The organism is Limnohabitans sp. MMS-10A-178 (assembly GCF_003063375.1).
Lineage (GTDB): Bacteria > Pseudomonadota > Gammaproteobacteria > Burkholderiales > Burkholderiaceae_C > Limnohabitans_A.
Window position 1 is genome coordinate 367297 of sequence record NZ_NERY01000001.1, and the last position, 26048, is coordinate 393344.

The 26048-nt window shown below is 52.5% G+C and carries 29 protein-coding genes; 14 read left to right on the forward strand and 15 right to left on the reverse strand.

All coding sequences use genetic code 11. The features are described from left to right. Positions 1 to 5: 5 nt before the first annotated feature. The gene (gene pyrE / locus B9Z32_RS01735) at positions 6 to 710 is read right to left on the reverse strand and encodes an orotate phosphoribosyltransferase (protein ID WP_108419669.1); all 705 of its coding nucleotides are present in this window, start codon (positions 708 to 710) and stop codon (positions 6 to 8) included. 10 nt (positions 711 to 720) lie between these two features. On the opposite strand from pyrE, the gene B9Z32_RS01740 reads away from it, so the two are divergent. Next, positions 721 to 1452: an exodeoxyribonuclease III gene (locus B9Z32_RS01740; RefSeq protein WP_108420920.1), complete on the forward strand. Its 732-nt coding sequence runs from the start codon at positions 721 to 723 to the stop codon at positions 1450 to 1452. 96 nt (positions 1453 to 1548) lie between these two features. On the opposite strand, the gene B9Z32_RS01745 is transcribed toward B9Z32_RS01740, so the two are convergent. From B9Z32_RS01745 to B9Z32_RS01765, 5 genes are all read right to left on the reverse strand, one after another. Then, positions 1549 to 2340: a methyltransferase gene (locus B9Z32_RS01745; RefSeq protein WP_369909293.1), complete on the reverse strand. Its 792-nt coding sequence runs from the start codon at positions 2338 to 2340 to the stop codon at positions 1549 to 1551. Next, a complete protein-coding gene (locus B9Z32_RS01750; protein ID WP_199219920.1) occupies positions 2337 to 4427 on the reverse strand; it encodes a peptidase domain-containing ABC transporter in 2091 nt (696 codons plus the stop codon). The genes B9Z32_RS01745 and B9Z32_RS01750 overlap by 4 nt, the downstream gene beginning before the upstream one ends. 72 nt (positions 4428 to 4499) lie before the next feature. After that, entirely contained in the window at positions 4500 to 4712 is a 213-nt protein-coding gene (locus B9Z32_RS01755) for a hypothetical protein (protein WP_108419670.1), read from the reverse strand. A 1-nt stretch (position 4713) separates the two neighbouring features. Further along, entirely contained in the window at positions 4714 to 5253 is a 540-nt protein-coding gene (locus B9Z32_RS01760; protein WP_108419671.1) for a hypothetical protein, read from the reverse strand. Beyond that, positions 5250 to 6539, reverse strand: coding sequence for an HlyD family secretion protein (locus B9Z32_RS01765; RefSeq protein WP_108419672.1), 1290 nt, complete (start codon positions 6537 to 6539; stop codon positions 5250 to 5252). The genes B9Z32_RS01760 and B9Z32_RS01765 overlap by 4 nt, the downstream gene beginning before the upstream one ends. Before the next feature lie 91 nt (positions 6540 to 6630). Here B9Z32_RS01765 and B9Z32_RS01770 point away from each other — a divergent pair, with 91 nt between their 5' ends. Next, positions 6631 to 7269: an MBL fold metallo-hydrolase gene (locus B9Z32_RS01770; protein ID WP_108419673.1), complete on the forward strand. Its 639-nt coding sequence runs from the start codon at positions 6631 to 6633 to the stop codon at positions 7267 to 7269. A gap of 49 nt (positions 7270 to 7318) precedes the next feature. Here the strand turns inward: B9Z32_RS01770 and B9Z32_RS01775 are convergent, their stop codons facing one another. Then, positions 7319 to 8233, reverse strand: coding sequence for a M48 family metallopeptidase (locus B9Z32_RS01775; RefSeq protein ID WP_108419674.1), 915 nt, complete (start codon positions 8231 to 8233; stop codon positions 7319 to 7321). A gap of 80 nt (positions 8234 to 8313) precedes the next feature. Between B9Z32_RS01775 and B9Z32_RS01780 the strand changes: the two genes are divergently transcribed. Both B9Z32_RS01780 and B9Z32_RS01785 read left to right on the forward strand, forming a co-directional pair. Then, positions 8314 to 9669 carry an MFS transporter gene (locus B9Z32_RS01780; protein WP_108419675.1) on the forward strand — a complete coding sequence of 452 codons (1356 nt, stop codon included), beginning with the start codon at positions 8314 to 8316 and terminating at the stop codon, positions 9667 to 9669. Between the two features lie 97 nt (positions 9670 to 9766). Beyond that, positions 9767 to 10777 (forward strand): glycosyltransferase, encoded by a 1011-nt coding sequence (locus B9Z32_RS01785; RefSeq protein ID WP_108419676.1) that lies wholly within the window; start codon positions 9767 to 9769, stop codon positions 10775 to 10777. Positions 10778 to 10802: 25 nt separating this feature from the next. Here the strand turns inward: B9Z32_RS01785 and B9Z32_RS01790 are convergent, their stop codons facing one another. The 8 genes from B9Z32_RS01790 to B9Z32_RS01825 form a co-directional block, all read right to left on the reverse strand. After that, the gene (locus tag B9Z32_RS01790) at positions 10803 to 11390 is read right to left on the reverse strand and encodes a class I SAM-dependent methyltransferase (RefSeq protein ID WP_108419677.1); all 588 of its coding nucleotides are present in this window, start codon (positions 11388 to 11390) and stop codon (positions 10803 to 10805) included. A 13-nt stretch (positions 11391 to 11403) separates the two neighbouring features. Next, positions 11404 to 12339, reverse strand: coding sequence for a glycosyltransferase family 2 protein (locus B9Z32_RS01795; protein WP_108419678.1), 936 nt, complete (start codon positions 12337 to 12339; stop codon positions 11404 to 11406). A 1-nt stretch (position 12340) separates the two neighbouring features. After that, positions 12341 to 13255 carry a glycosyltransferase family 2 protein gene (locus B9Z32_RS01800; protein ID WP_158268161.1) on the reverse strand — a complete coding sequence of 305 codons (915 nt, stop codon included), beginning with the start codon at positions 13253 to 13255 and terminating at the stop codon, positions 12341 to 12343. Between the two features lie 61 nt (positions 13256 to 13316). Beyond that, positions 13317 to 13520: a zinc-finger domain-containing protein gene (locus B9Z32_RS01805; RefSeq protein ID WP_108419680.1), complete on the reverse strand. Its 204-nt coding sequence runs from the start codon at positions 13518 to 13520 to the stop codon at positions 13317 to 13319. Between the two features lie 19 nt (positions 13521 to 13539). After that, on the reverse strand, positions 13540 to 14478 hold the full coding sequence (locus B9Z32_RS01810) for a branched-chain amino acid transaminase (protein ID WP_108419681.1): 939 nt from the start codon (positions 14476 to 14478) through the stop codon (positions 13540 to 13542). A 104-nt stretch (positions 14479 to 14582) separates the two neighbouring features. Beyond that, entirely contained in the window at positions 14583 to 15005 is a 423-nt protein-coding gene (locus tag B9Z32_RS01815; protein WP_108419682.1) for a glycerate kinase, read from the reverse strand. 9 nt (positions 15006 to 15014) lie between these two features. Further along, positions 15015 to 16400, reverse strand: a complete 1386-nt coding sequence (radA, locus tag B9Z32_RS01820; protein ID WP_108419683.1) for a DNA repair protein RadA — start codon at positions 16398 to 16400, stop codon at positions 15015 to 15017. Between the two features lie 47 nt (positions 16401 to 16447). After that, positions 16448 to 17542, reverse strand: a complete 1095-nt coding sequence (locus B9Z32_RS01825) for a nitronate monooxygenase family protein (RefSeq protein WP_108419684.1) — start codon at positions 17540 to 17542, stop codon at positions 16448 to 16450. A 127-nt stretch (positions 17543 to 17669) separates the two neighbouring features. Between B9Z32_RS01825 and hpaR the strand changes: the two genes are divergently transcribed. The 10 genes from hpaR to B9Z32_RS01875 all read left to right on the forward strand — a co-directional run bounded on the left by hpaR (position 17670) and on the right by B9Z32_RS01875 (position 26046). Then, on the forward strand, positions 17670 to 18182 hold the full coding sequence (hpaR, locus tag B9Z32_RS01830; protein WP_108419685.1) for a homoprotocatechuate degradation operon regulator HpaR: 513 nt from the start codon (positions 17670 to 17672) through the stop codon (positions 18180 to 18182). Positions 18183 to 18188: 6 nt separating this feature from the next. Then, positions 18189 to 18845, forward strand: coding sequence for a fumarylacetoacetate hydrolase family protein (locus tag B9Z32_RS01835; RefSeq protein WP_108419686.1), 657 nt, complete (start codon positions 18189 to 18191; stop codon positions 18843 to 18845). Continuing rightward, complete coding sequence (locus tag B9Z32_RS01840) at positions 18842 to 19615, forward strand: fumarylacetoacetate hydrolase family protein (RefSeq protein ID WP_108419687.1); 774 nt, start codon at positions 18842 to 18844, stop codon at positions 19613 to 19615. Before B9Z32_RS01835 ends, B9Z32_RS01840 begins: the two co-directional genes overlap by 4 nt. A 64-nt stretch (positions 19616 to 19679) precedes the next feature. Beyond that, on the forward strand, positions 19680 to 21149 hold the full coding sequence (gene hpaE / locus B9Z32_RS01845; RefSeq protein ID WP_108420922.1) for a 5-carboxymethyl-2-hydroxymuconate semialdehyde dehydrogenase: 1470 nt from the start codon (positions 19680 to 19682) through the stop codon (positions 21147 to 21149). Between the two features lie 2 nt (positions 21150 to 21151). Continuing rightward, a complete protein-coding gene (gene hpaD, locus B9Z32_RS01850; protein WP_108420923.1) occupies positions 21152 to 22099 on the forward strand; it encodes a 3,4-dihydroxyphenylacetate 2,3-dioxygenase in 948 nt (315 codons plus the stop codon). A 21-nt stretch (positions 22100 to 22120) separates the two neighbouring features. Beyond that, positions 22121 to 22576: a 5-carboxymethyl-2-hydroxymuconate Delta-isomerase gene (locus B9Z32_RS01855; RefSeq protein ID WP_108419688.1), complete on the forward strand. Its 456-nt coding sequence runs from the start codon at positions 22121 to 22123 to the stop codon at positions 22574 to 22576. Positions 22577 to 22594: 18 nt separating this feature from the next. Next, positions 22595 to 23410 carry a 2-oxo-hept-4-ene-1,7-dioate hydratase gene (gene hpaH, locus B9Z32_RS01860; RefSeq protein ID WP_108419689.1) on the forward strand — a complete coding sequence of 272 codons (816 nt, stop codon included), beginning with the start codon at positions 22595 to 22597 and terminating at the stop codon, positions 23408 to 23410. A 10-nt stretch (positions 23411 to 23420) separates the two neighbouring features. After that, positions 23421 to 24236, forward strand: coding sequence for an aldolase/citrate lyase family protein (locus B9Z32_RS01865; protein ID WP_108419690.1), 816 nt, complete (start codon positions 23421 to 23423; stop codon positions 24234 to 24236). Between the two features lie 2 nt (positions 24237 to 24238). Then, positions 24239 to 25048: a class II aldolase/adducin family protein gene (locus B9Z32_RS01870; RefSeq protein WP_108419691.1), complete on the forward strand. Its 810-nt coding sequence runs from the start codon at positions 24239 to 24241 to the stop codon at positions 25046 to 25048. After that, positions 25045 to 26046, forward strand: coding sequence for a 2-dehydropantoate 2-reductase (locus B9Z32_RS01875; RefSeq protein WP_108419692.1), 1002 nt, complete (start codon positions 25045 to 25047; stop codon positions 26044 to 26046). The genes B9Z32_RS01870 and B9Z32_RS01875 overlap by 4 nt, the downstream gene beginning before the upstream one ends. The last annotated feature ends 2 nt before the right edge of the window (positions 26047 to 26048 follow it).

Consider the following 26048-nt stretch of genomic DNA (forward strand, 5'->3'; position numbering starts at 1 on the left):
TGTCATTAGACGCCGTAACGATCCCGATAGGCCTGTACTTTCGGCAGGTGTTGGCCCATCTCGTTGCCGCTTTGTGTGGACAAATACGCCAGCAAATCAGACAGCTGCGCAATGCAGCACACGCTCATGCCCAGGGTGTTGCGTACATATTGCACAGCGCTGTGGGGGACGTCTTTGACCGTGCCACCCGCTTGTACTTCGGTGGCCATTTCTTGTCGGTCTAAAGCAATGGCAATGGCATGCGCAGTCGCACCGGCTTTTTTGATCAGCTCAATCGACTCGCGCGCGGCAGTGCCAGCGCTCATCACGTCATCCACAATGAGCACACGGCCTTTGAGCGGTGCACCCACCAAGGTACCGCCTTCGCCATGGTCTTTGGCTTCTTTGCGGTTGTAGGCAAAGGGCACGGTTTTGCCTAGGCGTGCGAGTTCAATTGACACAGCCGCACCCAGAGGAATGCCTTTGTAGGCGGGTCCAAAAATCATGTCAAATTCGATGCCGCTCGCCATCAAAGCTTTTGCATAGAATTGAGCGAGTTTTCCGAGTTTGGCGCCATCGTCAAACAGGCCTGCGTTGAAGAAATACGGGCTCATGCGGCCTGCTTTGGTTTTGAATTCACCAAACTTGAGCACACCCGCATCGACAGAAAATTGAACAAACTCTTGCGCCAAGGCCGCTGTGTCGGTTTGGGGTGTGTGTCCAGTCACCATGGGGAAATCCTTGTTTAAATTAAGCAGCTTGAATTTGAACGGCATCCGTTCTGCGGCCACCAAAGGGGTGGAGGCTTGGATTGCTCAAAACAATCCTGATTGTATTTGCGTGCAAGAGGTTAAAGCGCAAGCGCCCGATGTGGCGGGCAAATTTGAGACTTTGGCTGGGCTCAAGGGTCATTTTCACTTTGCTGAGAAAAAAGGCTACTCGGGTGTGGCGGTTTACACCAAGCACGAACCCAGCGAAGTGCTTGTGGGTATGGGTTGTGATGAGTTTGATGCTGAGGGTCGTTTTGTAGAGTTGCGATTTGATACACCCAAGCGCAAGCTGTCGGTGATCAGCACGTATTTTCCAAGTGGTTCTTCAGGTCCTGAAAGGCAAGAAGCCAAGTTTCGCTTCTTGGACCACATGGGCCCGCACCTCAAGTCTTTGGGTGCCCAGCGCGAATTCATTGTGTGCAGTGATGTGAATATCGCGCACCAACAAGCCGACTTGAAAAACTGGAAAGGCAACCTCAAGAACAGCGGTTTTTTGCCCGAGGAGCGTGCATGGATGACGCACATGACCACCGAAGGCCCCTTGGTGGATGTGTACCGCAGGCTGCATCCCGATACCACCGACGAGTGCTACACCTGGTGGAGCAACCGAGGACAAGCCTACGCCAAGAATGTGGGCTGGCGCTTGGACTATCACTTGGCTACTGCCGCATTGGCAGCAGGTGCACAAAAAGCTGAGATCTAAAAAGAAACGCGCTTCAGCGATCATGCGCCTTTGACCATCGATTACAACTGGACATTGTGAGCGCAGTTTGAGTTCTAAGCATTAAGTGCGCAGAACTTAATCGCGCAAATAGGTGAGCATTCGGCCTTTGTAGGCCGCCTCTGTTTGTGTGGCTGACATGATCAGTGTTTCTTCATTGAGCGAAAAACCTTGTGCGGCCATGTTGCGATGAAAGTGGGAGCGATTGCCTCGATTGGGATCAACCACCCAAACCTCCGCATGGTCTTCAATGTGCTCGTTGATGTAATGGGCCAGGTCGCCACGCTCATCGCGTTCGTAAAGAATGTCGCTGCCAATGATCAAGTCGAACTTGCTGCTTACAACAGGGTCTTGTTGTTGTGCAGCGTGTTCGCCCCATTGACCATGCTGGTAACTCATGGGGCTCAAGTTGTTGAGGCGCAAATTTTCTTTCAAAAACTCACCGGCCAGTGGGTGACAGTCTGATGCCGTGATATTGGCACCTCTGCGATGCCCAACCAAGCTTGCCAGCGCCAAGCCACAGCCCAGTTCAAGGATGCGTTCTTGTGCAATTACAGGCCGGGTGGCCAAGCGCTCTGCCAACTTTGAGCCTGAGGGCCAGAGCAAACCAAACAGCGACCAAAAAGCGGATGAAATGCCAAGGGCCTGTGCGGCACCTTCAGGGTCAAAAAATTGTTGCTTGTTGAGCAAAGAGCGAATGAGCAAATTGGGAACGCCTAGAACAGCGATGGACTCGTGCTTGATTTGATAGCCGTAAGCGCAGTTGGATGGAGGGTCGTTCAGACCCAGTGAGGGAGTTGATGTGTGATGTGGCAGATAAACAATCGGGCAAGCACGGGTTGTGCTTAATTCAACCCATCTTACGCTCAAGCCGGAAGCTCTGGCAAGCTGAAGTGCACATGCCTGTCTGCGCGGGCAATGGTTTCAGGGCGGTGGGCAATCACAATGCGCGTGAGCTTAAGCTGTGCCAGTGTGTTGGAAACGGCACTTTCATTTTGCATGTCCAAATGACTGGTGGCTTCGTCTAAGGCCAAAACGCTGGGCTGCGCATAGAGCGCACGCGCCAACAAAATACGCTGCTTTTGACCGCCACTGAGGCCCGTGCCCAACTCGCCAATGAGCGTTTGATAGCCCATGGGCATGCGTGTAATTTCTTTGTGAATTTCTGCCAATTGGGCACAGGCTTCAATTCTGGAAAGGTGAGGCGACATATCAAAGAAGGCGATGTTGTCGGCAATGCTGCCCGTGAGCAAGGCATCTTCTTGCATGACAACCCCAATTTTGCGGCGAACATTGGACATGCCCAATTGGCTGATGGGCACGCCCCCATACAAGACCATGCCCTGTGTTGGCGTGAGCAGGCCCAATAAAATTTTGAGTAAAGTGGTTTTGCCGCAGCCGCTGGCGCCCGAAATGGCCACATGCTCCCCCGCCTGAATGCAAAGGTCCATGTTGTAAAGCAGCCAAGGTTCGCCCTCGCTGTATCGAAATGACACCTTGCGAAGTTCAAGACTAGCCGGCAAGTGGGCCAAGTCGTGAAAAGGCAAGTTGCCTTGGGGTGTATCTTGTTCAGGCGGTGTGAGCACAATATCGGCCAGCCTGTCGCGGTGCAAATTGAGCATCTTGAATTCAATGCCTTGGTTGATGAGTGCACTGACACGACCCGTGAATTGAATTTTGTAACTGATGAAGGCCAGCAGCATGCCCACTGTGAAAACGCTTGTACTTTGATTGAGTGCTTGCGAAGGCAAAATGATTTTGGCACCTAGCCAAAAGACGCATAAATTTTCAAGGCCAAAAATAAGTGTTCGTGCCACATTGAAACCAATATTCAATTTGGCGGTTTGAAAATCACGGTTCATGACTTCCACCATCAGACTTTGCCATCGCGCGCGCCGTTCATTTTCTCTTGAAAACAATTTGAGGGGTGTCATGGCTCGAAGCGTTTCAATAAAGTGACTTTGCTCCTGACCTGACAAGACCAATCGCTCTGAGGCGGCGTGCCTGAACGGCGAATAACTGACCCAGCGCACCAGAGCATACAAGGCGCAAGCGGTGACAACCACCCAAGTGAGTGAGGGTGAGTAAATGAACATCATGACCAAGGCCGCAATGGCCATCAAGCCATCGAGCAGTGATTCGATAGCGGTTTGAGTGAGTGTTTTTTGAATGTCATGAACCGCGTTGAAGCGCGATGAGATATCGCCCAAGTGGCGCTTGCTAAACCAGTCGGCTGGTAATTTGACCAAGTGCGCAAACACATTGCCAAGCCATTGAACCGAAACGCTTTGGCTGAGCACCATGACCCACCAACTGCGCGCGTAGGACAGCGCCGATTGAATGAGGAGAATGATGGCAAAGCCGATGGCCAACACAGAAAGCAATTCGTGATCACCCGAGCTTAAGACATCGTCTACCACGACTTGGTTGAACATGGGCGTGAGGATGGCAAACAGCTCGAGGACCAATGCCAGAGCCAATATTTGGAGTGCCGATTTGCCAAAGCCTTGGAGCTTGCCGGTGAGCATGGAGAGTGGAAAAGCCTTGGGTGCTGGGATGGTTTTGAAGTCGGGTTGGGGTGTGAGCTCCAAAGCGATGCCCGTGAAATGCTGCGAAATTTCAGCGCGTGAGACCAGCCTTAAGCCCAATGCAGGATCGAGCAAGGTGATTTTGTTCCCTTTGATTTTTTGCAGGACCACAAAGTGATTCAAGTCCCAATGCAAGATGCATGGCAAGCGCAATTGGCTCAGCTCTTCCAACTCCAAGCGAACGGGGCGGGCATTGAATCCCAACACCAGGCTGTGATCGATGAGTTGCTTGAGGTTGGCGCCCTTGAGTGATTGTGAAAACTTGTGCCGCAAATCCATCAATTGCCAATGTTGACCATGGGCGTTGGCAATCATGCACAAACAAGCCAAGCCGCATTCAGACGCTTGCAATTGCAAAACAGGATTCAAGGGGAATTCATTTCTGATGTGTGAAAGAAGATGCCTGCGCACCGTTGGTGCGCAGGCAGTTGCAGGTCAGACTTATCGCGTGCACATGTTCCCGGAGAAGTCGCCCATGGGGTTGTAGGCATTGGGGTCTGGCTTTTCACGCGAAGAGGTGTCAATATCTAACAATCCAGCCGCCTCATACACGGCATACATGTTGGCGATGGCTTCACCTAGCTTGACTGCCCATCGATACGCAATATTTCCCCCCTCGACTTGGCCCAATTCTTCTATGTTTAAATTTCTCATTTTATTCTCCTGGTTGTGCTGAAAAAATCGTTTCAGCGGCGATATAAAAATCAAATGCAGACAAGACCAAAATCACGGTGGCATTCACTGATGAGTGAAGAATGCAGCTCAACAGATACGCCTTACCCTTGCCCATTTCCAACTTGTGCAAGTCGTACTGTTTTAAAAAAAAGTAGAAGAAGAAAAACAATGCAATGAGTCGGATGAAAATGGGGACTGGCAGATCGTCTGGCGTTGTGAAGTGAAGCAAGGCCATGAACAATGGCGCCACCACAAACAGCAAGCGCCTATTAAACAGTTTCTCGTGAATGGCGGCCGCCACAATCATGATGAAATTTTCAATAAGCGGTGCTACCAACATCATGAAAACCGCAATGGATACGAGCGACTTGGTTTCTTCGTCGTCTGGGCCACCATCTAAATTGCAAAGCACGGCAATCAAAGTGATGTGGATGGCTTGAATCAGATTGATGCCAACCAGCACGTCAATGAATCCATGCCGATTGAGGGGCAAGGCCCTGATACTTTGAATGAAGCTCATGACATTTTTTGACGTGCATGAATGGCCAAGAGGGGCTCAAAGACCCATTCCCAAATGCCACGCAAATCGTGAATGACGTCGGCTTCGAGTGTCATGCCTGGGCGCAAGGGCCGTGCCTCGCCAAAAGCCATGACATGCTGGGATGCTAATTCGACGTGGATTCTGTAGAGCGGCTCGTTGCTTTGCGTGGAAGCCATCAGGGCTGTGCCTTGTCCATGCGGCAAGTCCTGTGGCGCAATAGGGGTGCCGCTCACCTTCAGAACGCGACCTCTGGCCAGCCCAAACTTTTGATACGGATAGGCGGCCAAGCGAAGCCACACTTCTTGACCGGGTTGAATGAAGCCGGCGGTGCGAGTGGGCGCAAACAGAGCGGCAACCAAGGTGTGAGCCGATGGGCTAGCGAGCGGCACCATGCTGGCAATGGTTTGGCCATTCTGCGCCATGGCGCCTAGGCTTAAGTGAACGGTGCTAACTTGGCCTGCCTGCGGTGCAAGCACACTGCTGGTTTTGCGCGATTGAATTTCGGCTGTTTCTTGATCGAGGCTGGCCAGGCTGCGGTCGATTTGGAGCAGATCGATGGCCAACTGCCTTTGCAGGTGGGCCAAGTCGGCCTGCGCTAAGTTTTGCTCGCGTGCCAAAGCATTGCCGTTGCGCAGCGTATTTTCCAAGCGAGATTGCAGGTCTATGAGTTCTTCTTGTTTGCCTTGCGCTTGAATGTCGGAGACAAAACCTTGAGCCGCCATTTGCTCAAATCGGACAGAGGTTTTTTGCGCCAATTCAACCCGCCGCTTTGCCAAAGCGTGTTCTTGGGCTGCTTGTGCGGCTTCGAGTGTCAAAGAGCGAATGCGATCTGCCAAATGAGCTTCGCGCTGGTGGTTTTGAGCAACGCGCGAGCCGCGTTCAGCCAACAGCGTGCTGCGGCGTTGTGCCAAATGCGATGCCAGCAAACTTGCTGTGCTGCCTTCTATCGAGATTTTGTCGGTGTTGACTACAAATAAAACTTGTCCTTGTTCAACCCAGTCGCCTTCTTTGACGCGCTGTTCGAGCAGCACACCTGAAACGGCAGAACTCAACTCCACGGTACCCCATTGCGGCATGAGGACGCCAGGAATGCGAACCTTGCGAGCCACTTGGCCCCATGCTCCGTAAGCCAGCAAAGCACCTGCCAGCAGCAAAGCCATGCCAGCCACAACGCTGAAGCGCGGATGGTGTGCCAGGTGAATGGGACCCATCCAAGAGGCCTGCTTGGATTGGGTAACTTCTGTGCGGAAAAGTGGTGTGGTCATGTGAGAGTCAGTGAACAAGACCTCACAATACGAGTTTCAGAGGCAAACTTTGTTACATTGCCTTGCAAGCGAAACCCATTGAAATTCCAGCATGCTTCAGTACCAAACCATCCCTGTCACGCCGTTTCAACAAAATTGCTCTTTGGTTTGGGACGATCAAACCCAGCAAGCCGCAGTGATCGATCCTGGCGGTGACCTTGATTTGATCTTGGCCGAGGTTCAACAACGGGGTTTGAAACTCGAGCAAATTTGGCTCACCCATGCACACATCGATCATGCAGGCGGTACCGCTGTGTTGGCGCGCACTTTGAATTTACCCATCATAGGCCCGCACCCTGGTGATCAGTTTTGGATTGATCGCTTGTCTGATCAAGGCCGCATGTTTCAGTTTCCCGACGCAGAAATTTTCACACCCACCCGATGGCTTGCGGATGGCGATACCGTAACCTTGGGCTCACACACACTGAACGTGCGGCATTGCCCTGGACATACGCCAGGTCATGTGGTGTTTTACTCAGCTGAAATCAAACGTGCGTTTGTGGGCGATGTGCTGTTTGCCGGTAGCATTGGCCGCACTGACTTTCCGCAAGGCGACCACGACACCTTGATTGCCAGCATCACGCAGCGTTTGTGGCCCATGGGCGATGACACGGTGTTCATTCCTGGACATGGCCCCGAGAGTACCTTTGGTCGTGAGCGTCGCAGCAACCCTTATGTGGGTGGGACCTGAGCCTTCAAGGGCCCTTAACTCAATTGTGTTCAATTGAGTTCAATTGAACTCAATTGAGTGGTGCGGTACCACTACCCTGAATGGCTTGCGCATAAAGGTGCGCCACTTTGGGTAAGTTGGCTTCAAGTTCCTGAATGCGGTTGTTGCCGCTCGGGTGTGTCGACAAAAAAGCAGGTTGCCCTTTGCCGCCGCCAGTGGCACTCAGCATTTTTTTCCAAAGCTGGACACTGGCTTCAGGTTTAAAACCGGCGCGCGCTGCAATTTCAAGCCCGACCAAATCGGCTTCTGTTTCGTCGTCGCGGCCATACTTCAAGGTGAGCAATTGGGTGCCTAAGTTGGCCGCAACATCGCCCAGTTGGCCCAGGCCCAAGAGCTGTGAGGCCACCGACAAACCCATGCCTGTAGCTTTTGATTTGGCCAAGCGCTCACGCGAGTGCTCGCGCAAAGCATGCGCCATTTCGTGCCCCATGATCATGGCCACTTCATCATCGTTGAGCTTGAGTTGATCGAGGATGCCGGTGTAGAAAGCAATTTTTCCACCGGGCATGCACCAAGCATTGATTTGCTTGCTGTTAATCAGGTTGACTTCCCATCGCCACTTGCGCGAATCGGGGTTCCATTGGGCGGTGAACGGAATCAGTTTGGCGGCGATGGCGCGCAGGCGTCTGAGTGGTGGATAGTCGTCTGGGGCCAAGGCACCTTTGCTGTCGGCTTCTCCCAGGGTTTGTTGATATTGTTGCTTGGCTGATGCCTCCAGCGTTTCGGCTGGAATGAGCTTGCGAATACCAGAGGCTTTGCCCACGTCGACTTGTGCATGGGCAGTGCCGGCCAGCAATGCGCTGAAGCCCAAGCCGGCCCCGCCCAGTTGGTTCAAAAAAGCACGGCGAGAAGACCCCTCTGCTTCAGAAACTGAAGGCTCTAAGGGGTCAGGCCCGTTCAAATTTGAATAGCATCGCCAGCACATGCTTCAATCATAGTGCCGCACCCACAGATTTCAAGGCAAGGGACTCGCAAAATCCGCATACATGCTTGGATAATGTCGTTATGACAGAAAAGCCCATTTCAAATCAGCCCACTTTTTCTTGGCTTGCCTCTTGGCGCGTTTATTTAGAGCCTGCCAGCTTGCGCATGGTGTTTTTGGGTTTTGCGGCAGGCCTGCCTTTGCTGTTGGTGTTGGGTACTTTGAGCTTTCGTTTGCGTGAGGCTGGCATCGACCGCAGCACCATTGGCTACCTCAGTTGGGTGGGGCTGGCCTATGGTTTTAAGTGGGTTTGGGCGCCTTTGGTCGACCGCATGCCCATTCCTTGGCTCACGCGCTCTTTGGGCCGCAGACGCAGTTGGCTCTTGCTGGCGCAGGCCATGGTCATGCTGGGCTTGGTGGGCATGGCACTGAGCGATCCTTCACATACTTTAGGCCCTGTGGTTTGGTGTGCCTTGTTGGTGGCTTTTGGCTCTGCCACCCAAGACATTGCACTCGATGCTTTTCGCATTGAGTCAGCCGACCCCACACACCAAGCTGCGTTGGCGGCCAGTTATCAAACGGGTTATCGCTTGGCCATGATTTGGGCCGGTGCGGGTGTGTTGTGGGTGGCTGCATGGGTGCAGGGCGACAGTGGTAGTGGCTACATGCATGCTGCTTGGCAAACAGCTTATTTGGTGATGGCGGCTAGCATGTTCGTCGGTGTCATCACGGTGCTGCGATCGCGTGAGCCCAAGCCAGCCGAATTGCCGCCCGCAAAAAATGTGAAGGAATGGTTGAAAGGTGCTCTCATAGATCCCTTTGCCGATTTTGTGAAGCGCTACAAGTGGCAGGCAGCCTTGATATTGAGCTTGATTGCGGTGTATCGCATCAGCGATGTGGTGATGGGCATCATGGCCAACCCGTTTTATGTGGACATGGGCTTCACCAAAACAGAGGTGGCCAGCGTCACCAAACTCTATGGTGTGCTAATGACTCTTCTGGGTGCTTTTGTAGGTGGTGTCATGGCACTGCGCTGGGGGGTGATGCGCATTTTGTTGCTGGGCGCCGTGCTCAGTGCTTTAAGCAACTTGTTGTTTGCGTGGTTGGCCGGACATGGCCATGATGTCAATGCGCTGATCCTGGTGATATCGGCAGACAACCTGGCCAGTGGCATTGCCTCTGCTGCGTTCATTGCCTACTTGTCTTCCTTGACCAATATTCAATATTCGGCAACGCAATATGCGCTTTTGAGTTCCATGATGCTTTTATTGCCCAAGTTCATTGCCGGTTTCTCGGGTGATTTTGTCAATGCCCATGGCTATGCCGACTTCTTCAATGCCACGGCCCTGCTAGGTTTGCCAGTGCTGGTTTTGGTTGCGCTGGCAGCGCGTTATCAGACTGCTGAACCGTCCTCTTTTCAGCCTCCTACTGAGGACTGATTCAAGTGATTCACCGCGACCTGCCGGATAGAGGACGGTGCTTTTTAGGTGTTATTTAGACGCATGACCTCAAGTTGCGCCTCTTATACTTGAAGCCATGAAAATTACGCATTTGCTGTTGACGCATAGTTTTGCTGGCACCGAACGGTATGTGGTTGAACTTGCCAACGCACAAGCCCTGTCAGGCCATGAAGTAACAGTTATTTTGCACAAGCGAGCTGCGCAAGATCGACCCAACTCAATCGCTCATCGGTTTAACGAAAAGGTTCGGCAACTGTTTGTGGGAGGCCCCAGTTGGATTGCTTTTTGGTGGGCACGCCAAATCGTTCAAAAATTACAAATCGATGTGGCGCACGCCCATTTAAGTGGGGGGTGCAGAGCTATCCAGTCGCTGCGCGCACCTTTTTTGCGCGTTGCAACATTGCACATTCATTACAAACCGCAGCAGCATCGCGGCATGGACGGATTGATTGCCATCGCACCATGGCAAATGAAAGAGATTCCACCAGATCAATTGGCTTGTACAGAACAGATTAACAATTGGACGCAAGCTACAAAACCAGATGCCTCAGCACGCGAAAAAATACGTGCTGAACTCGGCATACCACCTGATACTTTTTTAATTGGCGCCTTGTGTCGCGCAGAAAAAAGCAAGGGCTTAGACGTTCTGATTGACGCCTACTTGACAAACCCGCCAGCTAATTCTCGCTTGGTGATTGTTGGGGGTGGACATGAATGGAAGGCCTTGAGAAAAAAAACACCCACCGAGATCCTGATGCCGGGTTTTGTGAATCGACCACAAGATTGGTTCAGCGCCTTTGATGGCTATGTGAGTGCAGCAAGGTATGAGCCATTTGGACTTGTTTTTTTAGAGGCCTTCGCTGCTGGTTTGCCTGTGCTGTCCACCGCCAGCGATGGGGCTCAAATGTTTCAAGCCCTGATCGGGCGGCCCTTGTTGAAGTGCGGAGACGCACAGTCAATGGCCGAAGGACTGCAGCAGTTTTTAAGAGAACGTCCCGCAAAACGCAGCTACGATCTCAGTGATTTCAATTATGAAAATCAGGTCAATCGGATCGAAGCTTTTTACAAAAAGCAATGGGCCCGTTAACCCTCAAATTCATCCAATGAAAAATTTACTTTGCAATAAATTCCCAAGCGATATGCGTGAATTTATTCTTGAGTTTGTAGTTCATGCGGCGAAATTGTTGACTCAGATTGAGTGGGACCAGTGGCGTCAATGCATCTTTGTGCACCACCCATTCAACTTTGCGCGCTTCAAATTGACCCGAGAATCCATACATCCTGCCTAAGGGGTTTGCACCCGTAAAGTAGAGATGTGTTTTCTCGGTCATGATGTTGACATGCGTCGGGTCTTGAAATGCTTCAAAAGCGGGATAGCAGGGAGTGAGAGCATACAAAATGCCCCCTGGTCGAAGTACGCGATGTATTTCGTTCATCAAATCAATGAACGGAAAGCGAGTTGACAATCCGTCCTGCGTGGGTAGAACGCGCGGCACATGCTCCAAGAAATCAAAAGCTGACAGCGAATCGAAGTAGTGATCTGGAAAAGGAATTGCTTGCAGCGTTAAATTGGCCTGGCGAATGGTAATTTGAGATGAATTTTCTGTGGGTGCAATGTCGACACCAAAGAGCTCATCCTGTTGGTAAGGGTTGCGAGGCACTGGGCCGCAGCCTAAATCTAAATGTCGTGTTCTTTGCATGGTGAAGCTTGGATTATTTCTTTGAATTCACAGATTGAAGGTAATGCGCAAGAATGGCAATGGCTTGACTCAGACGTGCAGACCATCGAATGGGAGCCTGCAAGGAGAAACAAAAGTAGATCCAAAATTCAGAAAAACTTGGTGTGGGCTTGGTTCGAAATTCATATTTTGCAAGTTTCAACCATTGCGTTGTAACGCCCATTTCATTTCGGTAAAAAGCCAACATCTTCTCGACACGCAAAGCGTAGCGTGCATTTTTGATTGGCGAATGACGGAACTCAAGCAGGGCATTGTTGGCATGCTCTCGGTGCATCACCAGCGGTTCTGCCAAATAGTATTTGTGAGCACCGAGGATGTCGCTGCCGTAGAAAAGACAATCGTCAGGGCGAGACTTCCATTCGGCAACTTGTTCCTTGGGCAATTGAAGAATTTGATTCAGCAGAGACCGCTTGAGTGTGTTGCCTGAAGTTGCAACACCTTGCCAGCGCTGAATGAAGGCGCCCATAAGAATGGACAAGCCAAGGTCGCGGCTTTTTTGGTGGCGCTTTCGATTCAATACGAGCCCTTCGGAGGCGCCAAACTTTTGCATGTTGCAATAGACGTAATCGAGACTGGGGCTGGCCTCGTAGATGGCCGCCATTTTTTCCAAATAATTTGAATTCCACAGATCATCTGAATCAAGCAGCGCCACGACATCACCATTCGCCTTTGCGCATCCTGTGATCCAGGCCGCCATTTGGCCCGAATTGGGCTGTGTCAAAACGCTCACTTTGGGATGCTTGTTAAAGGCCTGCGTCAGACGCGCCACGGATTCGTCTTGAGAACCGTCGTCCACCACGATCACTTCGAGGGGCGGATAAGTTTGTGACAAAGCAGATAGCACAGCCTCAACGACATAGTCTTGGTAGTTGTAACTGCTGATGAGAACGGAGATGCTGGGCTTGTTCATTTCAATCAGTTTGATATTTAGACGGACTGAAAAAAGCTTTGGCTTTCAAGCCCCAAAAATGCTTCAATGCAAAACGAAAGAAAGACTTCTTTTTGTTGATGTAAAGCAAATCATTCGCACGAAGGCGCAAATGACGAATCAACTCAAACGACAGCCATTGCTTTGATTGTGCTTGGTACAAGTTGGACAATGTTTGCAAGTAGGCTTGATCCTGACTGGGCACGCTGGCTAAGTATGAAAACCAGTTGCAGCGCTCTTTGAACAAGTCAGCCCGATTGCCCGCCTCTACCCGATTGACTTGTCGAGAGACGTCGGTTTGACCACCAGCATGTTGGCGATATTGAACCAGTGCTTCGTCGACATATTTAATGTCGCCCACAGTGGCTGCCCAAAACGCTAACCACCAATCGTGAAATTTAATGGGCGGTATGGGCAGGGCTTGTTCCAAGAGGGTGCGTTTGAAAAGCATCGCATGACCAGAGATGCAATTCCAGAATGCAAAGACGGCGGGTTGATGGCCTTGGTACATGTGAAGCCGATCAGAAATTCGCATGTTCATAGGTGATCCATCGGCATTTATGAGTTGGGAGTCACAATAGGCCATCACGTGGTCGCCCAGCTGATGTTCTAATCGCATCAACTTGTCAGGATGCCAAATGTCATCTTGGTCGCAGGGAGCAATCAATTCGCCTTGACACAAACTCAAGGCGCGGCTGAAGTTTTGGTTAATGCCTAAATTTTGAGCATTTTTGTAAATGCGAATTCGGTGATCTTTTTGTCCGCGTTCTTCGGCAATGGCAAGGGTTCCATCTGTCGAGCAATCGTCCACAATCACGAGCTCTAAATTTTTCCAAGTTTGATTCAAGATGGAATCAATTTGCGCCGCTAAGAATCGTTCACCGTTGTAAGTACACATGGCAATCGAAATTAACGGTTGCCCAGTGTTTGAAAACATGGCTTAGTGGGTCAATTTTCGTTCAGTGCGATGAGCCGACTGTTTCGCCCGGTTTCAGCTGGTACACCGTGCCGCAGTAGGGGCACTTGGCATGACCTTCGCGGGCCACATCCAAGTAAACCTTAGGGTGGTTGTTCCAGACTTTCATGTCAGCCTTGGGGCTGGGGCAAAAGACACCACCTTGTGGGTTTAAGTCTTTCGCCAGAAGTTCAATAGCTTGGCTCATGAACAGGGTCCTTTTTGAATTAAACGCGCGTCAACCAGTGAGCGTATTTGGGATTCTTACCGTTCACGATGTCAAAGAAGCCAGTCTGAATTTTTTCAGTGATAGGGCCGCGGCTGCCAGCGCCAATTTCGATGCGATCGAGTTCGCGAATGGGCGTGACTTCGGCTGCCGTGCCAGTGAAGAAGGCTTCGTCGCAGATGTAAATTTCATCGCGTGTGATGCGCTTTTGCACAATCTCAAGCCCCAAATCTTTGGCGATGTGGAAAACGGTGTTGCGCGTGATGCCATTCAATGCACCGGCCGACAAGTCGGGGGTATAGATCACGCCATCTTTAATTACAAAAATATTTTCGCCAGCACCTTCGGACACAAAGCCAGAGGTGTCGAGCAACAAGGCTTCGTCGTAGCCCTCATCGACAGCTTCCATATTGGCCAAAATGGAGTTGGTGTAGTTGCTCACCGCTTTGGCCTGGGTCATGGTGATGTTCACATGGTGGCGCGTGAAGCTGGAGGTTTTGACGCGGATGCCGCGCTTCAAGCCCTCTTCGCCCAAGTAAGCGCCCCAAGTCCATGCAGCCACCATGAGGTGGATGGTGTTACCTTTGGGGCTGACACCCAACTTTTCGGATCCAATCCAAGTCAGAGGACGGATGTAGCCGCTTTCCAAATTATTTGCTTTCACCACGGCTTTTTGCGCTTCGCACACTTCCTCTTTGGTGAAGGGCAACTTCATGCGCAAAATTTTGGCGCTGTTGAAAAGTCGGTCGGTGTGCTCTTGCAAGCGGAAAATGGCGGTGCCATCGACAGTTTTGTAAGCACGCACGCCTTCAAAGGCGCCGCAGCCGTAATGCAAAGTGTGAGTCAAGACGTGGATCTTGGCGTCGCGCCATTCGACCATCTTGCCGTCCATCCAAATTTTGCCGTCACGGTCTTCCATCGAGGGTGTTGCGGTGCTCATTGTTTTGTCCTTTGTTGCCAGTTTCGCAAAGCGTTCATTTTACGAGCCTTATGGGGGTCTTTTGCTCGACTTCTATTCGACTTTTTCTCGACTTTTTTCAGTTCTTAAAGAGAAGCTACAGATTCTTCAGCTTCTTCTTGCAAAGGCCGCGTCATCTCCCATCCCTGTAGCTTGCCAGCTTTGAATGTGCAGACGACAAAAGAGTCTCCAGGGTCGGTCCACTTGAAAATTTCAGGCTGCGCGTTTTCTTCAGAAAGTCGCACGCCCAAAGACTTGGTCATGGCAATCACGTGCATCAGATTGACGCCTTTTTTCAACTTGACATTGAGCATGACGGCACTGTCGACATGCCCAACAGGCCGATTGGCGGCTCGGCTCAAGACGGTCACCATGCGGGTGAAATGCAACAAAATCCACATCACCACAGCGCCTGTGGCCACAGCCACTCCTGGCCACTTGTATTCATGCCAGGCCGCAGCAACAAAGACAATTACCCCAATCGGGATCAGTATTCTGGAAAAGTTCATGGCCGGATCTTAAAGTCCCCGAACGCAGTTCATAGCGTCTTCGATGCGGTCAACCGGATAAATGTTGAGGCCTTCAAAGTTCTTGTCGTTCTTTTTGGGCGCATTGGCTTTGGGCACCACGGCCACGGTAAAACCCAACTTGGCAGCTTCTTTGAGGCGCTCTTGGCCGCGCGGCGCCGGCCTCACTTCACCCGCCAAACCTACCTCACCAAAGGCAATAAAACCCTTGGGCAAAGGCTTGCCCCTAAGTGATGAAGTGATTGCTAACATTACTGCCAAGTCAGCTGCTGGCTCACTTATTCGAACGCCGCCTACTGCATTGACAAACACATCTTGATCCATGCAGGCCACCCCAGCGTGCCGGTGCAAAACCGCCAAGAGCATGGCCAATCGGTCTCTTTCAAGGCCCACTGACAGCCTGCGCGGGCTGGGGCCGCCGCTGTCGACCAGGGCTTGAATTTCGACCAAAAGGGGCCGCGTGCCTTCCAAGGTGACCATGACACAACTGCCCGCCACCGGCTCTGCATGCTGCGACAAAAAGATGGCGCTGGGGTTTGAAACACCCTTCAGGCCTTTTTCGGTCATGGCAAAAACGCCAATTTCATTGACCGCGCCAAAGCGGTTTTTGATAGCCCGAATGAGGCGAAAGCTGCTGTGGGTGTCGCCCTCAAAGTACAAAACGGTGTCGACCATGTGCTCCAAAACACGTGGCCCCGCCAAGGCGCCCTCTTTGGTCACGTGGCCTACCAAGACGATGGCTGTGCCCGTGGCTTTGGCGGCGCGGGTGAGGTGAGCGGCGCACTCTCGAACTTGAGCCACCGAGCCAGGCGCAGAGGTGAGTTGGTCGGAGTAAACCGTTTGGATGGAATCGATGACCGCAATGTGCGGACGCTCAGTTTGAAGCGTTGCCAGAATTTTTTCGAGTTGAATTTCGGCCAGCACTTGAACTTGGCTGTGGTCTAGCCCAAGCCGTCTGGAGCGCAGTGCCACTTGGGCGCCGCTTTCCTCACCGGTGACATACAGGGTGTTCATGCCTTTGCGTTGCAGGGCATCAAGCGCTTGCAACAGCAAGGTGGATTTGCCAATACCGGGGTCGCCGCCAATCAACACCACACCGCCTTCCACCACGCCGCCGCCTAAAGCCCGGTCGAGCTCTTCAATGCCGGTGGGGCTGCGGTCGACGTCGGTGGCTTCGATGTCACCCAGTTTGGTGAGCTCTGAGGTTTTGGCCAGCGCTTGAAATTGGCTGGTGTATCTGTTTTTGGCGCTGCCGCCAGCATCAAGAGTGCTTTCGATGAGGGTGTTCCAGGCACCGCAAGCAGGGCATTTGCCCAACCAGCGTGGCGTGGTGCCACCGCAATCGGAGCAAGTGAAAATGGTTTTGTCTTTGGCCATGTCGCAAGCCTAACACTCTGAAGCTGACAAATGTGCAAGGGCCGCTGTCATGCCCAAGCTTGCAAGAGTTTGTGCGCGATGTCGGAGGCAGGCAAAGCTTCGCAGTCGGAGGCATTTTGACCTGACCACAAGGGCGAATAATCGCTCTGGCCTTTGGCTTCAGCTGCTGCTCGCAAAGGCGCGACCGCTGCGGTAGCCAAGGGAAACGCGGGGGCCTGAGGGTTGAGGGGGCCAAGGTCGCGCATAAATTGATTGACTATGCCGCGCGCGGGTCTGCCGCTAAAAAGGTTGGTTAAGGCGGTGTGCTTTGCAGCGTCGGACATCAGGGCTTGGCGGTGCAAGTCGCTGGTGCTGGCTTCGTGGCTGGTTAAAAATGCGGTGCCCACTTGAACTGCGCTGGCGCCCAATATTTTGGCGGCACTCACCGCCGCTGCATTTGAAATGCCACCTGCGGCAATCACGGGCAATTGCACGGTTTTTTTAATTTGGGGAAGCAAAGCCAAGGTCCCTAATTGGGTGCTCAGGTCTTCTGTGAGAAACATCCCGCGATGACCGCCCGCTTCGAGGCCTTGCGCAATGACGGCATCAACGCCGTGTTGCTCTAGCCACTGCGCTTCTTGCACGGTGGTGGCAGAAGACCAAATTTGGATGCCCCAAGCCTTGAGTTGCTTGACCCATTCGGCTTTGGGCAGGCCAAAGTGAAAGCTGACGATGGCAGGTTTGATTTGGCCTAGCAACTTCAAACTCTCTTCGCTAAAGGGCGCGCGACCTGGTCCGGAGGCCACAGTGGCAGCGTCAATGCCGTGCGCTGCATAAGCCGAAGCGAGCTTCAAACGCCAGGCGCTTTCTGTTTCGGCTTGCGGGGCCGGTGGTGTGTGGCAGAAAAAATTGACATTGACTGGCAACAAGCCCCCCCAGGCCGCTGAATTGCGAGTTGCAGTGGCATTGCTCGCGACGTTTTGAATCGCATCGCTGAAAGCGTTCAGCTCGTGTTGCAGTTGCTCGATGCTGAGCATGGCGGCTGGAATGCTGCCGATACCGCCTGCTTTGAAGACGGCCGCCGCCAGTCGGTGATTTTGAGAACCAGCCATGGGCGCTTGAATCAGGCGGAGCGAGTGGGTGTCAAAAAATGAAGTGCGCATCAAGCAATTATTCCCGCAGCGCGGGCCCATGAGGAGAGCCATTTCGGAATTTTTTGGCAGAAATGGGGTTAACCCGATTTGGCATTGTTTAGAAATTCATTTAACATGTTAAATAAATTCAAAACCCATGAAACAACAAGCCTTTGTCCACCGCAATTTGCCTCGTTTGCTGCTCCAAGCACGTGAGGCGGTGATGGCGCACACCCGCCCCAGCTTGCGCGAGCATGGCTTGTCCGACCAACAATGGCGAGTTTTGCGTGTGTTGGGCGAGCATGCGCATTGCACCGAGGGCGTGGAGACCGGGCGCGTCGCCAAAGAGGCTTTTTTATTGGGGCCAAGTTTGACGGGCGTTTTAACGCGCATGGAACGGGCCGGCCTCATTGCGCGAAGCCGCTGCGCTCAAGATGCGCGCAGAACGGTGGTGCGTGCCACCCCATTGGGCTTGTCCAAAGTGGTTCAGTTGTCGCAAGCCATTGAGGCGCACTATGAATGGATGGAAAGCGAATTGGGAAAACAAAAATTGGCCCAGTTGTACCAATTGTTGGATACGGTCATTCAGTTGGAAACCGCCCCCATGGATCAGATGGATCAAATGGATGAAAAGGGTGAGCAAGTTCAGCCAGTGGCAGAAATGGAATAAATCAAGATGACTCAAAACGTTTCAAGTCCCCAAGGCTATTGGCCGCAAGGTACGGTGTATGGTGCGCTGCTCAACTTCCAGCAAGAGTGGCAAATCAAGGCGCCCCAAATGCCAGACGCGCCTTACAAAGGCGCGCCCAAAGCGCCCGTGCTTTTCATCAAAACGGCCAACACCTTCACGCCATCTGGGGGCCGCATTGCGCTGCCATCGACAGTGGCCGAAGTTGATATTGGTGCCAACTTGGCTTGGATCTTTGGCCCCGATGCTCAGCCTGTGGCGTGTGTGTTGGTCAATGACGTGTCGATTCCGCATGAGAGTTATTACAGGCCGCCTGTGAAGTTCAAATGTATCGATGGATTCTTGGGCGTGGGCGCAACAGCCCAAAGCATTGAGCAGGTCAGCACAGATGCGGTGGTATTGACGGTGAAGTTGAACGGGCAGCTTGTTCAGCAACTGAATTACGCAGACACCGTGCGCAAATCGCAAGCCTTGTTGGCCGACATTTCAGAATTCATGACTTTTCAAGAAGGCGATGTGTTGTTGCTTGGCAGTGATTGTTTGCCGGATGGCAAAAGGCCCCGCGCCAAAGCAGGCGATGTGGTCGAAATTTCAGCCGATGGTTTCGAGACCTTGGTGAATTCATTTGCAGGAGGTGCTGTATGAAGCACGCACGCATTGCATGGGCAGGCGCCATTCACGAAGCGGTGGAATCGGATGGCGAGTTGTTGCTCACGCGCAGTCCATGGTCTGGCAAGCGCTTGAAGTTTGACGAGGTGGTGTGGTTGCCACCACTGGCGCCTGTGGCGCAAGCCAGAACCATTTTGGCTTTGGGGCTGAACTACGCGGACCATGCCAAAGAATTGGCCTTCAAAGCGCCGGAAGAACCCTTGGTGTTTGTCAAAGGTGAGGCCTCGCTCATTGGCCACAAGGCCCTTACACGCAGACCGCAAGGCGTGACTTACATGCACTATGAATGTGAGTTGGCCGTGGTGATAGGGCGCACAGCCAAGCATGTGAAAAAAGAAAACGCTTTGGATTATGTGTGCGGCTACACCGTGGCCAACGACTACGCCATTCGCGACTATTTGGAAAATTGGTATCGGCCCAACTTTCGCGTGAAGAACCGCGACACTTGCACGCCCATAGGACCTTGGCTGGTGGACGCCAAAGACATTCACGATGCCTATGGCAACCCCATGAACTTGAGTTTGCAAACCACGGTGAATGGCAAGGTAACGCAGAGCGGCCACACACGCGACATGATTTTTGATGTGCCCACCTTGATCGAGTATTTCAGCGCCTTCATGACCCTGCAGCCCGGCGATTTGATTCTGACAGGCACACCCGATGGTGTGGTCAATTGTGAGGTGGGTGATGTGATTGTCACCAGCATTGAAGGTGTGGGCGATTTGATCAACACCTTGGGTGAATAGCCTTAATGCTCGGGTCATTGAACCCAGCATCAGAAAAAAACATCCGAACAAAACAGGAATAGAAATGCGCATTGACCATTTGATTGACGGCCAAAAAGTGGCCAGCTCACAAACCTTTGAAACCATTGACCCGGCCACGCAAGAAGTCTTGGCCGAGGTGTCGTCGGGCGGTAAGCTTGAAGCCAATCAAGCCGTGGCAGCTGCCAAAGCGGCCTTTCCAAAATGGGCAGCCACCCCAGCCACCGAGCGCGCCAAGATCATGCGAGAGTTGGGCGAACTCATTGCCAAGCATGTGCCAGACATTGCCGAAACAGAAACCCGCGATTGTGGCCAAACCATTTCGCAAACAGGCAAGCAGTTGGTACCCCGGGCCGCCGACAATTTTTCTTACTTTGCAGAAATGTGCACGCGGGTAGATGGTCATACCTATCCCACACCCACGCACCTGAACTACACCTTGTTTCACCCAGTGGGTGTGTGTGCCTTGATCAGCCCCTGGAACGTGCCCTTCATGACAGCCACCTGGAAAGTGGCGCCTTGCTTGGCCTTTGGCAACACAGCGGTGTTGAAAATGAGCGAGTTGTCGCCCATGTCGGCAGCTCGATTGGGTGAGTTGGCATTGGAAGCGGGTGTGCCACCTGGCGTGTTGAATTTGGTCCATGGGTATGGCCGCGATGCTGGCGAGCCCTTGGTGTCACACCCCGATGTGCGGGCCATTTCGTTCACAGGCTCTACCGCTACTGGCAACCGCATTGTGCAAAGCGCAGGCCTTAAAAAGTTCAGCATGGAGTTGGGCGGCAAATCACCCTTTGTGATTTTTGAAGACGCTGACTTGCCCCGCGCATTGGACGCAGCCGTGTTCATGATTTTCAGCAACAACGGCGAGCGCTGCACGGCAGGCAGCCGCATCTTGGTACAGCAAAGTATTTATGCCGACTTTGTGCAGAAATTCACGGAGCGCGCCAAACGTATTTCTGTGGGCGATCCACTGGACGAGAACACCATCGTGGGCCCCATGATCAGCCAAGCGCATTTGGCCAAAGTTAAAAGCTATATCGAGCTCGGCCCCAAAGAAGGTGCCACGCTTTTGTGTGGCGGTTTGGACAGACCTTCTTATGCGCCTGAACTATCAGACCGTGTGAAGAAAGGCAACTTCGTTTGGCCCACTGTGTTTGCCGATGTCGACAACCGCATGAAAATTGCACAAGAAGAAATTTTTGGTCCAGTGGCTTGCTTGATTCCTTTCCGCGATGAAGCGCACGCCATTGAGTTGGCCAACGACATTCAGTATGGTTTGTCCAGTTATGTGTGGACAGAAAACATTGGCCGTGCGCATCGCGTGGCAGCATCGGTTGAAGCTGGCATGTGTTTTGTCAACAGCCAAAACGTGCGCGATTTGCGCCAACCTTTTGGTGGCACCAAAGCCAGCGGCACAGGCCGTGAAGGTGGCACTTGGAGTTACGAAGTTTTTTGCGAACCTAAAAATGTGGCCGTGTCGATGGGCTCACACCACATTCCACATTGGGGAGTATGAGCATGGGACAAGTTTCACTCGCGGCCAAAATCACGCATGTGCCGTCCATGTATTTGAGCGAGCTGGACGGTCCTCAAAAAGGCACGCGCCAAGCGGCCATTGATGGCCATCACGAAATTGACAGGCGCTGCCGTGCCTTGGGTGTAGACACCATCGTGGTCTTTGACACGCACTGGTTGGTGAACTCTGCCTATCACTTGAACAACGCGGTTCATTTCAAAGGCAACTACACCAGCAATGAATTGCCGCACTTCATCAGCAACATGCCCTATGAATACGACGGCAATCCTAAGCTGGGTCACATTTTGGCCAAAGCCTGCAATGAAGCGGGCGTGACCACCTTGGCCCATGAGCACACCAGCTTGGCCTTGGAATATGGCACCTTGGTGCCCATGCGCTACATGAATGCCGACAGGCACTACAAAGTGATTTCGGTGTCTGCTTTGTGCATGGTCCATTCCTTGTCTGAAAGCGCGCAACTGGGTTGGGCCATGCGCCAAGCGGTAGAGCAACATTACGACGGCAATGTGGCCTTTTTTGCCAGTGGCTCTTTGTCGCACCGCTTTGCCCAAAATGGTTTGGCGCCTGAATACGCCAACAAAATGTGGAGTCCGTTTTTAGAGCAACTTGACCACAGCGTGGTTGAAATGTGGCAACGTGGCGATTGGAAAACTTTCTGCGCCATGCTACCTGAGTATGCGGCCAAGGGCCATGGCGAAGGCTTCATGCACGACACCGCCATGTTGCTCGGTGTCTTGGGCTGGGATCGGTATCAAGGCCAAGCCGAAGTGGTCACGCCTTATTTTCCAAGCTCGGGCACGGGGCAAATCAATGTGGTGTTTCCGGTCACACCTGTCAATGACGAAACAGGCCATTCATTGCATACGCTCAACCTCCAAAGCCTGAAAGACCCCGCAGCGGTTTACGCTGCAGGCGCTAGCCGTTTGTGATTTATTTTTGAAAGTTATCAGATGCCTCATTTGGTCATTCTTTACACCGGTCAGTTGGATGCCGAAACCAATATGAAAGTGTTGTGCCGTGATTTGGCCGACGCCATGTTGAGCGTGGTCGATGAAGCGGGCAAACAAGTATTTCCCACTGGCGGTACTCGTGTGTTGGCTTACCCCGCGCCGCACTACGCGGTGGCCGATGGCGGTGCGGGCGGACGAAAGGCGGCCATGTTTGACAACAACCCGCATGGGGGCTCTGAAGACTACGCCTTTGTCTATTTGAATGTTCGCATGGGCAAGGGACGCAGTGCGGCCACACACAAACGTGCGGGTGAAATTTTGGTGGAGGTCACGCATAAACACTTCGCTGAATTGTTTGCCAAACGCCACATTGGCATCACTTTGCAAATTGACGAGGGCCCTGAAGTGTTTGACAACAAACACAGCAACCTTCATCCTTTGTTTGCAGCGCTTTAAGCCTTTGAAAAGAAATCCATGTTTGATTCAGACCGCATTGCACAGTTGGCCGCAGAGTTGCAGCAATCACAGAAAACACGCCTGCAGGTCGAGCACTTTTCCAAGCGCTTTCCAGGCATGACCATTGAGGATGGTTATCGTGTGAGCCGAGCCTGGGTGGCGCTTCAATTGGCAGAAGGTCGCCAAATCATTGGGCACAAAATTGGCCTCACGTCGCGTGCCATGCAACAGGCCAGTCAAATTGACGAACCCGACTACGGCACTCTGCTCGACAACATGCTGTACACCTGCACGCCAGGCAAAGTTCTTGACATTGCCTTCACCGATTTTGTAGTGCCGCGCGTTGAAGTTGAATTGGCATTCGTTTTGAAAAAAGATCTTCACGGCCCCAACGTGACGTTGCAAGAAGTATTGGCTGCCACGGAGTACGTCACGCCTGCCATCGAAATCATCGATTCACGCATCGAACAATTTGACCGCCACACCAAAGTGATGCGCAAAGTCTTCGACACCATCAGCGACAACGCGGCCAATGCCGGCATTGTGGTGGGCGCCGAAAAAGTCGACCCCCTCGCTACCAATTTGCCTTGGTGCGGCGCCATTTTGAAATTGAATGGCGTGGTGGAGGAAACCGGCTTGGCGGCAGGTGTCCAAGGCCACCCTGCGGTGGGCATTGCTTGGCTTGCCAACAAGTTGGCTCCTTGGGGTGAGCATTTGAAAGCGGGCCAAATTGTGTTGGCCGGCTCCTTTACCAAACCAGTTCCAGCCAAAGTGGGCGACGTGTTCGAAGCCGACTATGGCGCTTTAGGTTGTTTGCACTTTAAATTCATTTGAAAGAGACATCATGAAAACTCCTGTTAATCGTTTCAAACAAGCCCTTGCTGAAAAGCGCCCCCAAATTGGCTTGTGGCTGGGCTTGGCCAGCAGCTACAGCGCCGAGATGTGCGCCATGGCAGGCTTTGATTGGTTGCTGATTGATGGCGAGCATGCGCCCAACAATTTGCAAACCATTCAGCAACAACTTCAAACCATTGCAGCCTATCCTGTCAACAACGCCGTAGCGCGTGTGCCTGTGGGCGATACTGCCTTGATCAAACAGTATTTGGATTTGGGTGCCGAAACTTTGCTCATCCCCATGATCGATACAGCCGAGCAAGCGGCGCAATGTGTTCAAGCAATGCGCTATCCGCAAGACGATGGCAAGGGTGGTGTGCGCGGAATGGGTGGCGCGCGCGCCTCACGCTGGGGCATGTTTCCCAACTACACCAAAGAAGCCAATGAACGAGTTTGCTTGTTGGTGCAAGCCGAAACGCGCGAAGCCTTGAAAAATTTAGAAGCCATTGCCAACACGCCCGGTGTGGATGGTGTGTTCATTGGCCCTGCCGATTTGTCGGCGTCTTTGGGCCATGTGGGCGACCCCAACCATCCTGAAGTGCAAGACGCCATTGAAAAGGCCATTGCGCGCATTTTGAAAGCAGGCAAAGCACCAGGTATTTTGACCTCTGACGTAGCCCAAGCCAAACACTACTTAGAGCTAGGCGCTTTGTTTGTAGCGGTGGGTCTTGACACTCAAATCTTGGTTCGCCACACATCTGCTTTGGTGCGTCAATTCAAACCTGATGCAGGCATTGCTTTACCCACAAGCGGCCAGGTGTATTGATCATGTTGACGCACCAACTTCCGCCGTCTCGATCTTTGCAACACGAAGTGCACCCCAAGGAGTGGGAGGCGCGCGTGCAATTGGCTGCCTGCTACCGAGTTTTTGCCTTTTTAGGCTGGACTGAAATGATCTACAACCACATCACCTTGCGCTTGCCGGAAGAAGTGAGTGGTGCCGAAAAACATTTTTTGATCAACCCATTTGGATTGCACTACAGCGAAGTCACGGCCAGCAATTTGGTGAAAACTGATTTGAAAGGCAAGCCGCTAGACGGCTCGCCTTACCCAGTCAATCCTGCTGGATTTACGGTGCATGCTGCTTTGCATGACAACCTGCCTGGCGCACATTGCGTGATGCACACCCACACCACCGCAGGTGTGTCAGTGGCTTGTTTGAAAGAGGGTTTGCAACAAACTAATTTTTACACGGCGCAATTGCACAACATGATTGCCTACCATGACTTCGAAGGCATCACCATTCATTCTGAAGAGGCCCCCCGCTTGCTCAAAAGCATTGGCAATAAACAAGCCGTGATTTTGCGCAACCATGGCTTGCTGTCTTGGGGCGCCACCTTGCCTCAAACTTTTGCCATTCTTTGGACATTGCAACGAGCATGTGAAATTCAATTGGCCACCTTCAGCATGGGCGGCCCGTCCCAAGTGATTCCGGTTAGCGAAGAAGTGGCTGCAAAGTGCACCCGCGATGCACTGCAGTTCAACCCCAACCATGGCGCCGGCACCGATGTGCTGGATGCGCTGATTCGACAGGTAGACCGACAGTTGCGCAAACCCGAAGAAAGTTATCGTTTATGAAAGTTTGCATCTACGGCGCAGGCGCGATTGGCGGATGGATTGGCGCACACTTGGCGCAAATTGGCCACGAGATCAGCGTGGTGGCGCGCGGCGCAACATTGCAAGCTTTGAAAAAAGACGGACTGCAATGCATTCAAACGCAGCCCAGTTTGATCACCCTCAAAGCCCAAGTCAAAGCATCGGACCAAGCTGCTGATATGGGCCCGCAGGATGTGGTCATCGTGTCGGTCAAGGCGCCTGGCATGTTGGACGTTGCTCGCAACATGGCGCCACTGCTGGCGCCTCATACCATGGTCATGACGGCCATGAACGGTGTGCCTTGGTGGTTCTTCAATGGATTTGGTGGCGCACTTAAGGGCACGCGTTTGAACACCATCGATCCTGAAGGGCACATTGACCACGCCATTCCTGCCCACCATGTGGTGGGTTGCGTGGTGCACGCCAGTTGCTCCTTAGATGCACCAGGCGTGGTGCGCCACCATTTTGGCCAAGGCCTTATTTTGGGCGAACCTGCCCAACAGGGCGAGCAGGTGGCTGAGCGTGTGCAAGAGCTGGTGGCACATTTGCAAACCGCTGGATTCAACGCCAGTGCATCGGCTCAAATTCAAAAAGATGTTTGGTACAAGCTGTGGGGCAACATGACGGTCAACCCTATCAGTGCCTTCACAGGCGCCACCACCGATTTGATCATGCAAGACGATTTGGTGCGCAACTTTGTTTCTCAAATCATGCTGGAAGCCAAAGTCATTGGTGAGAAGATTGGTATACCGATTGCACAAACACCAGAAGACAGACATGCGGTCACTCGCAAATTGGGCGCCTTCAAAACATCCATGTTGCAAGATGTCGAAGCGGGCAAAGCGGTTGAACTCGATGCTTTGGTCAGTGTGGTGCGGGAGTTGGGCCAACTCACCCAAGTCAGTACCCCTTACACCGATGCGCTGTTGGGCTTGAGTCGCCTGCATGCCAGAGTGCACGGGCTCTACCCTGCACAATGATG

Bases quoted from the DNA above. Each gene is read 5' to 3' on its own strand.
- hpaD (WP_108420923.1), top strand. From the start codon at position 21,152: ATGGGACAAGTTTCACTCGCGGCCAAAATCACGCATGTGCCGTCCATG.
- B9Z32_RS01855 (WP_108419688.1), top strand. From the start codon at position 22,121: ATGCCTCATTTGGTCATTCTTTACACCGGTCAGTTGGATGCCGAAACC.
- hpaR (WP_108419685.1), top strand. From the start codon at position 17,670: ATGAAACAACAAGCCTTTGTCCACCGCAATTTGCCTCGTTTGCTGCTC.
- B9Z32_RS01770 (WP_108419673.1), top strand. From the start codon at position 6,631: ATGCTTCAGTACCAAACCATCCCTGTCACGCCGTTTCAACAAAATTGC.
- B9Z32_RS01815 (WP_108419682.1), bottom strand. From the start codon at position 15,005: ATGAACTTTTCCAGAATACTGATCCCGATTGGGGTAATTGTCTTTGTT.
- B9Z32_RS01790 (WP_108419677.1), bottom strand. From the start codon at position 11,390: ATGCAAAGAACACGACATTTAGATTTAGGCTGCGGCCCAGTGCCTCGC.
- B9Z32_RS01755 (WP_108419670.1), bottom strand. From the start codon at position 4,712: ATGAGAAATTTAAACATAGAAGAATTGGGCCAAGTCGAGGGGGGAAAT.
- B9Z32_RS01765 (WP_108419672.1), bottom strand. From the start codon at position 6,539: ATGACCACACCACTTTTCCGCACAGAAGTTACCCAATCCAAGCAGGCC.
- B9Z32_RS01825 (WP_108419684.1), bottom strand. From the start codon at position 17,542: ATGCGCACTTCATTTTTTGACACCCACTCGCTCCGCCTGATTCAAGCG.
- B9Z32_RS01780 (WP_108419675.1), top strand. From the start codon at position 8,314: ATGACAGAAAAGCCCATTTCAAATCAGCCCACTTTTTCTTGGCTTGCC.
- B9Z32_RS01800 (WP_158268161.1), bottom strand. From the start codon at position 13,255: ATGTGTACTTACAACGGTGAACGATTCTTAGCGGCGCAAATTGATTCC.
- hpaE (WP_108420922.1), top strand. From the start codon at position 19,680: ATGCGCATTGACCATTTGATTGACGGCCAAAAAGTGGCCAGCTCACAA.
- radA (WP_108419683.1), bottom strand. From the start codon at position 16,400: ATGGCCAAAGACAAAACCATTTTCACTTGCTCCGATTGCGGTGGCACC.
- B9Z32_RS01810 (WP_108419681.1), bottom strand. From the start codon at position 14,478: ATGAGCACCGCAACACCCTCGATGGAAGACCGTGACGGCAAAATTTGG.
- hpaH (WP_108419689.1), top strand. From the start codon at position 22,595: ATGTTTGATTCAGACCGCATTGCACAGTTGGCCGCAGAGTTGCAGCAA.
- B9Z32_RS01795 (WP_108419678.1), bottom strand. From the start codon at position 12,339: ATGAACAAGCCCAGCATCTCCGTTCTCATCAGCAGTTACAACTACCAA.
- B9Z32_RS01775 (WP_108419674.1), bottom strand. From the start codon at position 8,233: ATGTGCTGGCGATGCTATTCAAATTTGAACGGGCCTGACCCCTTAGAG.
- B9Z32_RS01805 (WP_108419680.1), bottom strand. From the start codon at position 13,520: ATGAGCCAAGCTATTGAACTTCTGGCGAAAGACTTAAACCCACAAGGT.
- B9Z32_RS01840 (WP_108419687.1), top strand. From the start codon at position 18,842: ATGAAGCACGCACGCATTGCATGGGCAGGCGCCATTCACGAAGCGGTG.
- pyrE (WP_108419669.1), bottom strand. From the start codon at position 710: ATGGTGACTGGACACACACCCCAAACCGACACAGCGGCCTTGGCGCAA.
- B9Z32_RS01760 (WP_108419671.1), bottom strand. From the start codon at position 5,253: ATGAGCTTCATTCAAAGTATCAGGGCCTTGCCCCTCAATCGGCATGGA.
- B9Z32_RS01785 (WP_108419676.1), top strand. From the start codon at position 9,767: ATGAAAATTACGCATTTGCTGTTGACGCATAGTTTTGCTGGCACCGAA.
- B9Z32_RS01835 (WP_108419686.1), top strand. From the start codon at position 18,189: ATGACTCAAAACGTTTCAAGTCCCCAAGGCTATTGGCCGCAAGGTACG.
- B9Z32_RS01875 (WP_108419692.1), top strand. From the start codon at position 25,045: ATGAAAGTTTGCATCTACGGCGCAGGCGCGATTGGCGGATGGATTGGC.
- B9Z32_RS01865 (WP_108419690.1), top strand. From the start codon at position 23,421: ATGAAAACTCCTGTTAATCGTTTCAAACAAGCCCTTGCTGAAAAGCGC.
- B9Z32_RS01870 (WP_108419691.1), top strand. From the start codon at position 24,239: ATGTTGACGCACCAACTTCCGCCGTCTCGATCTTTGCAACACGAAGTG.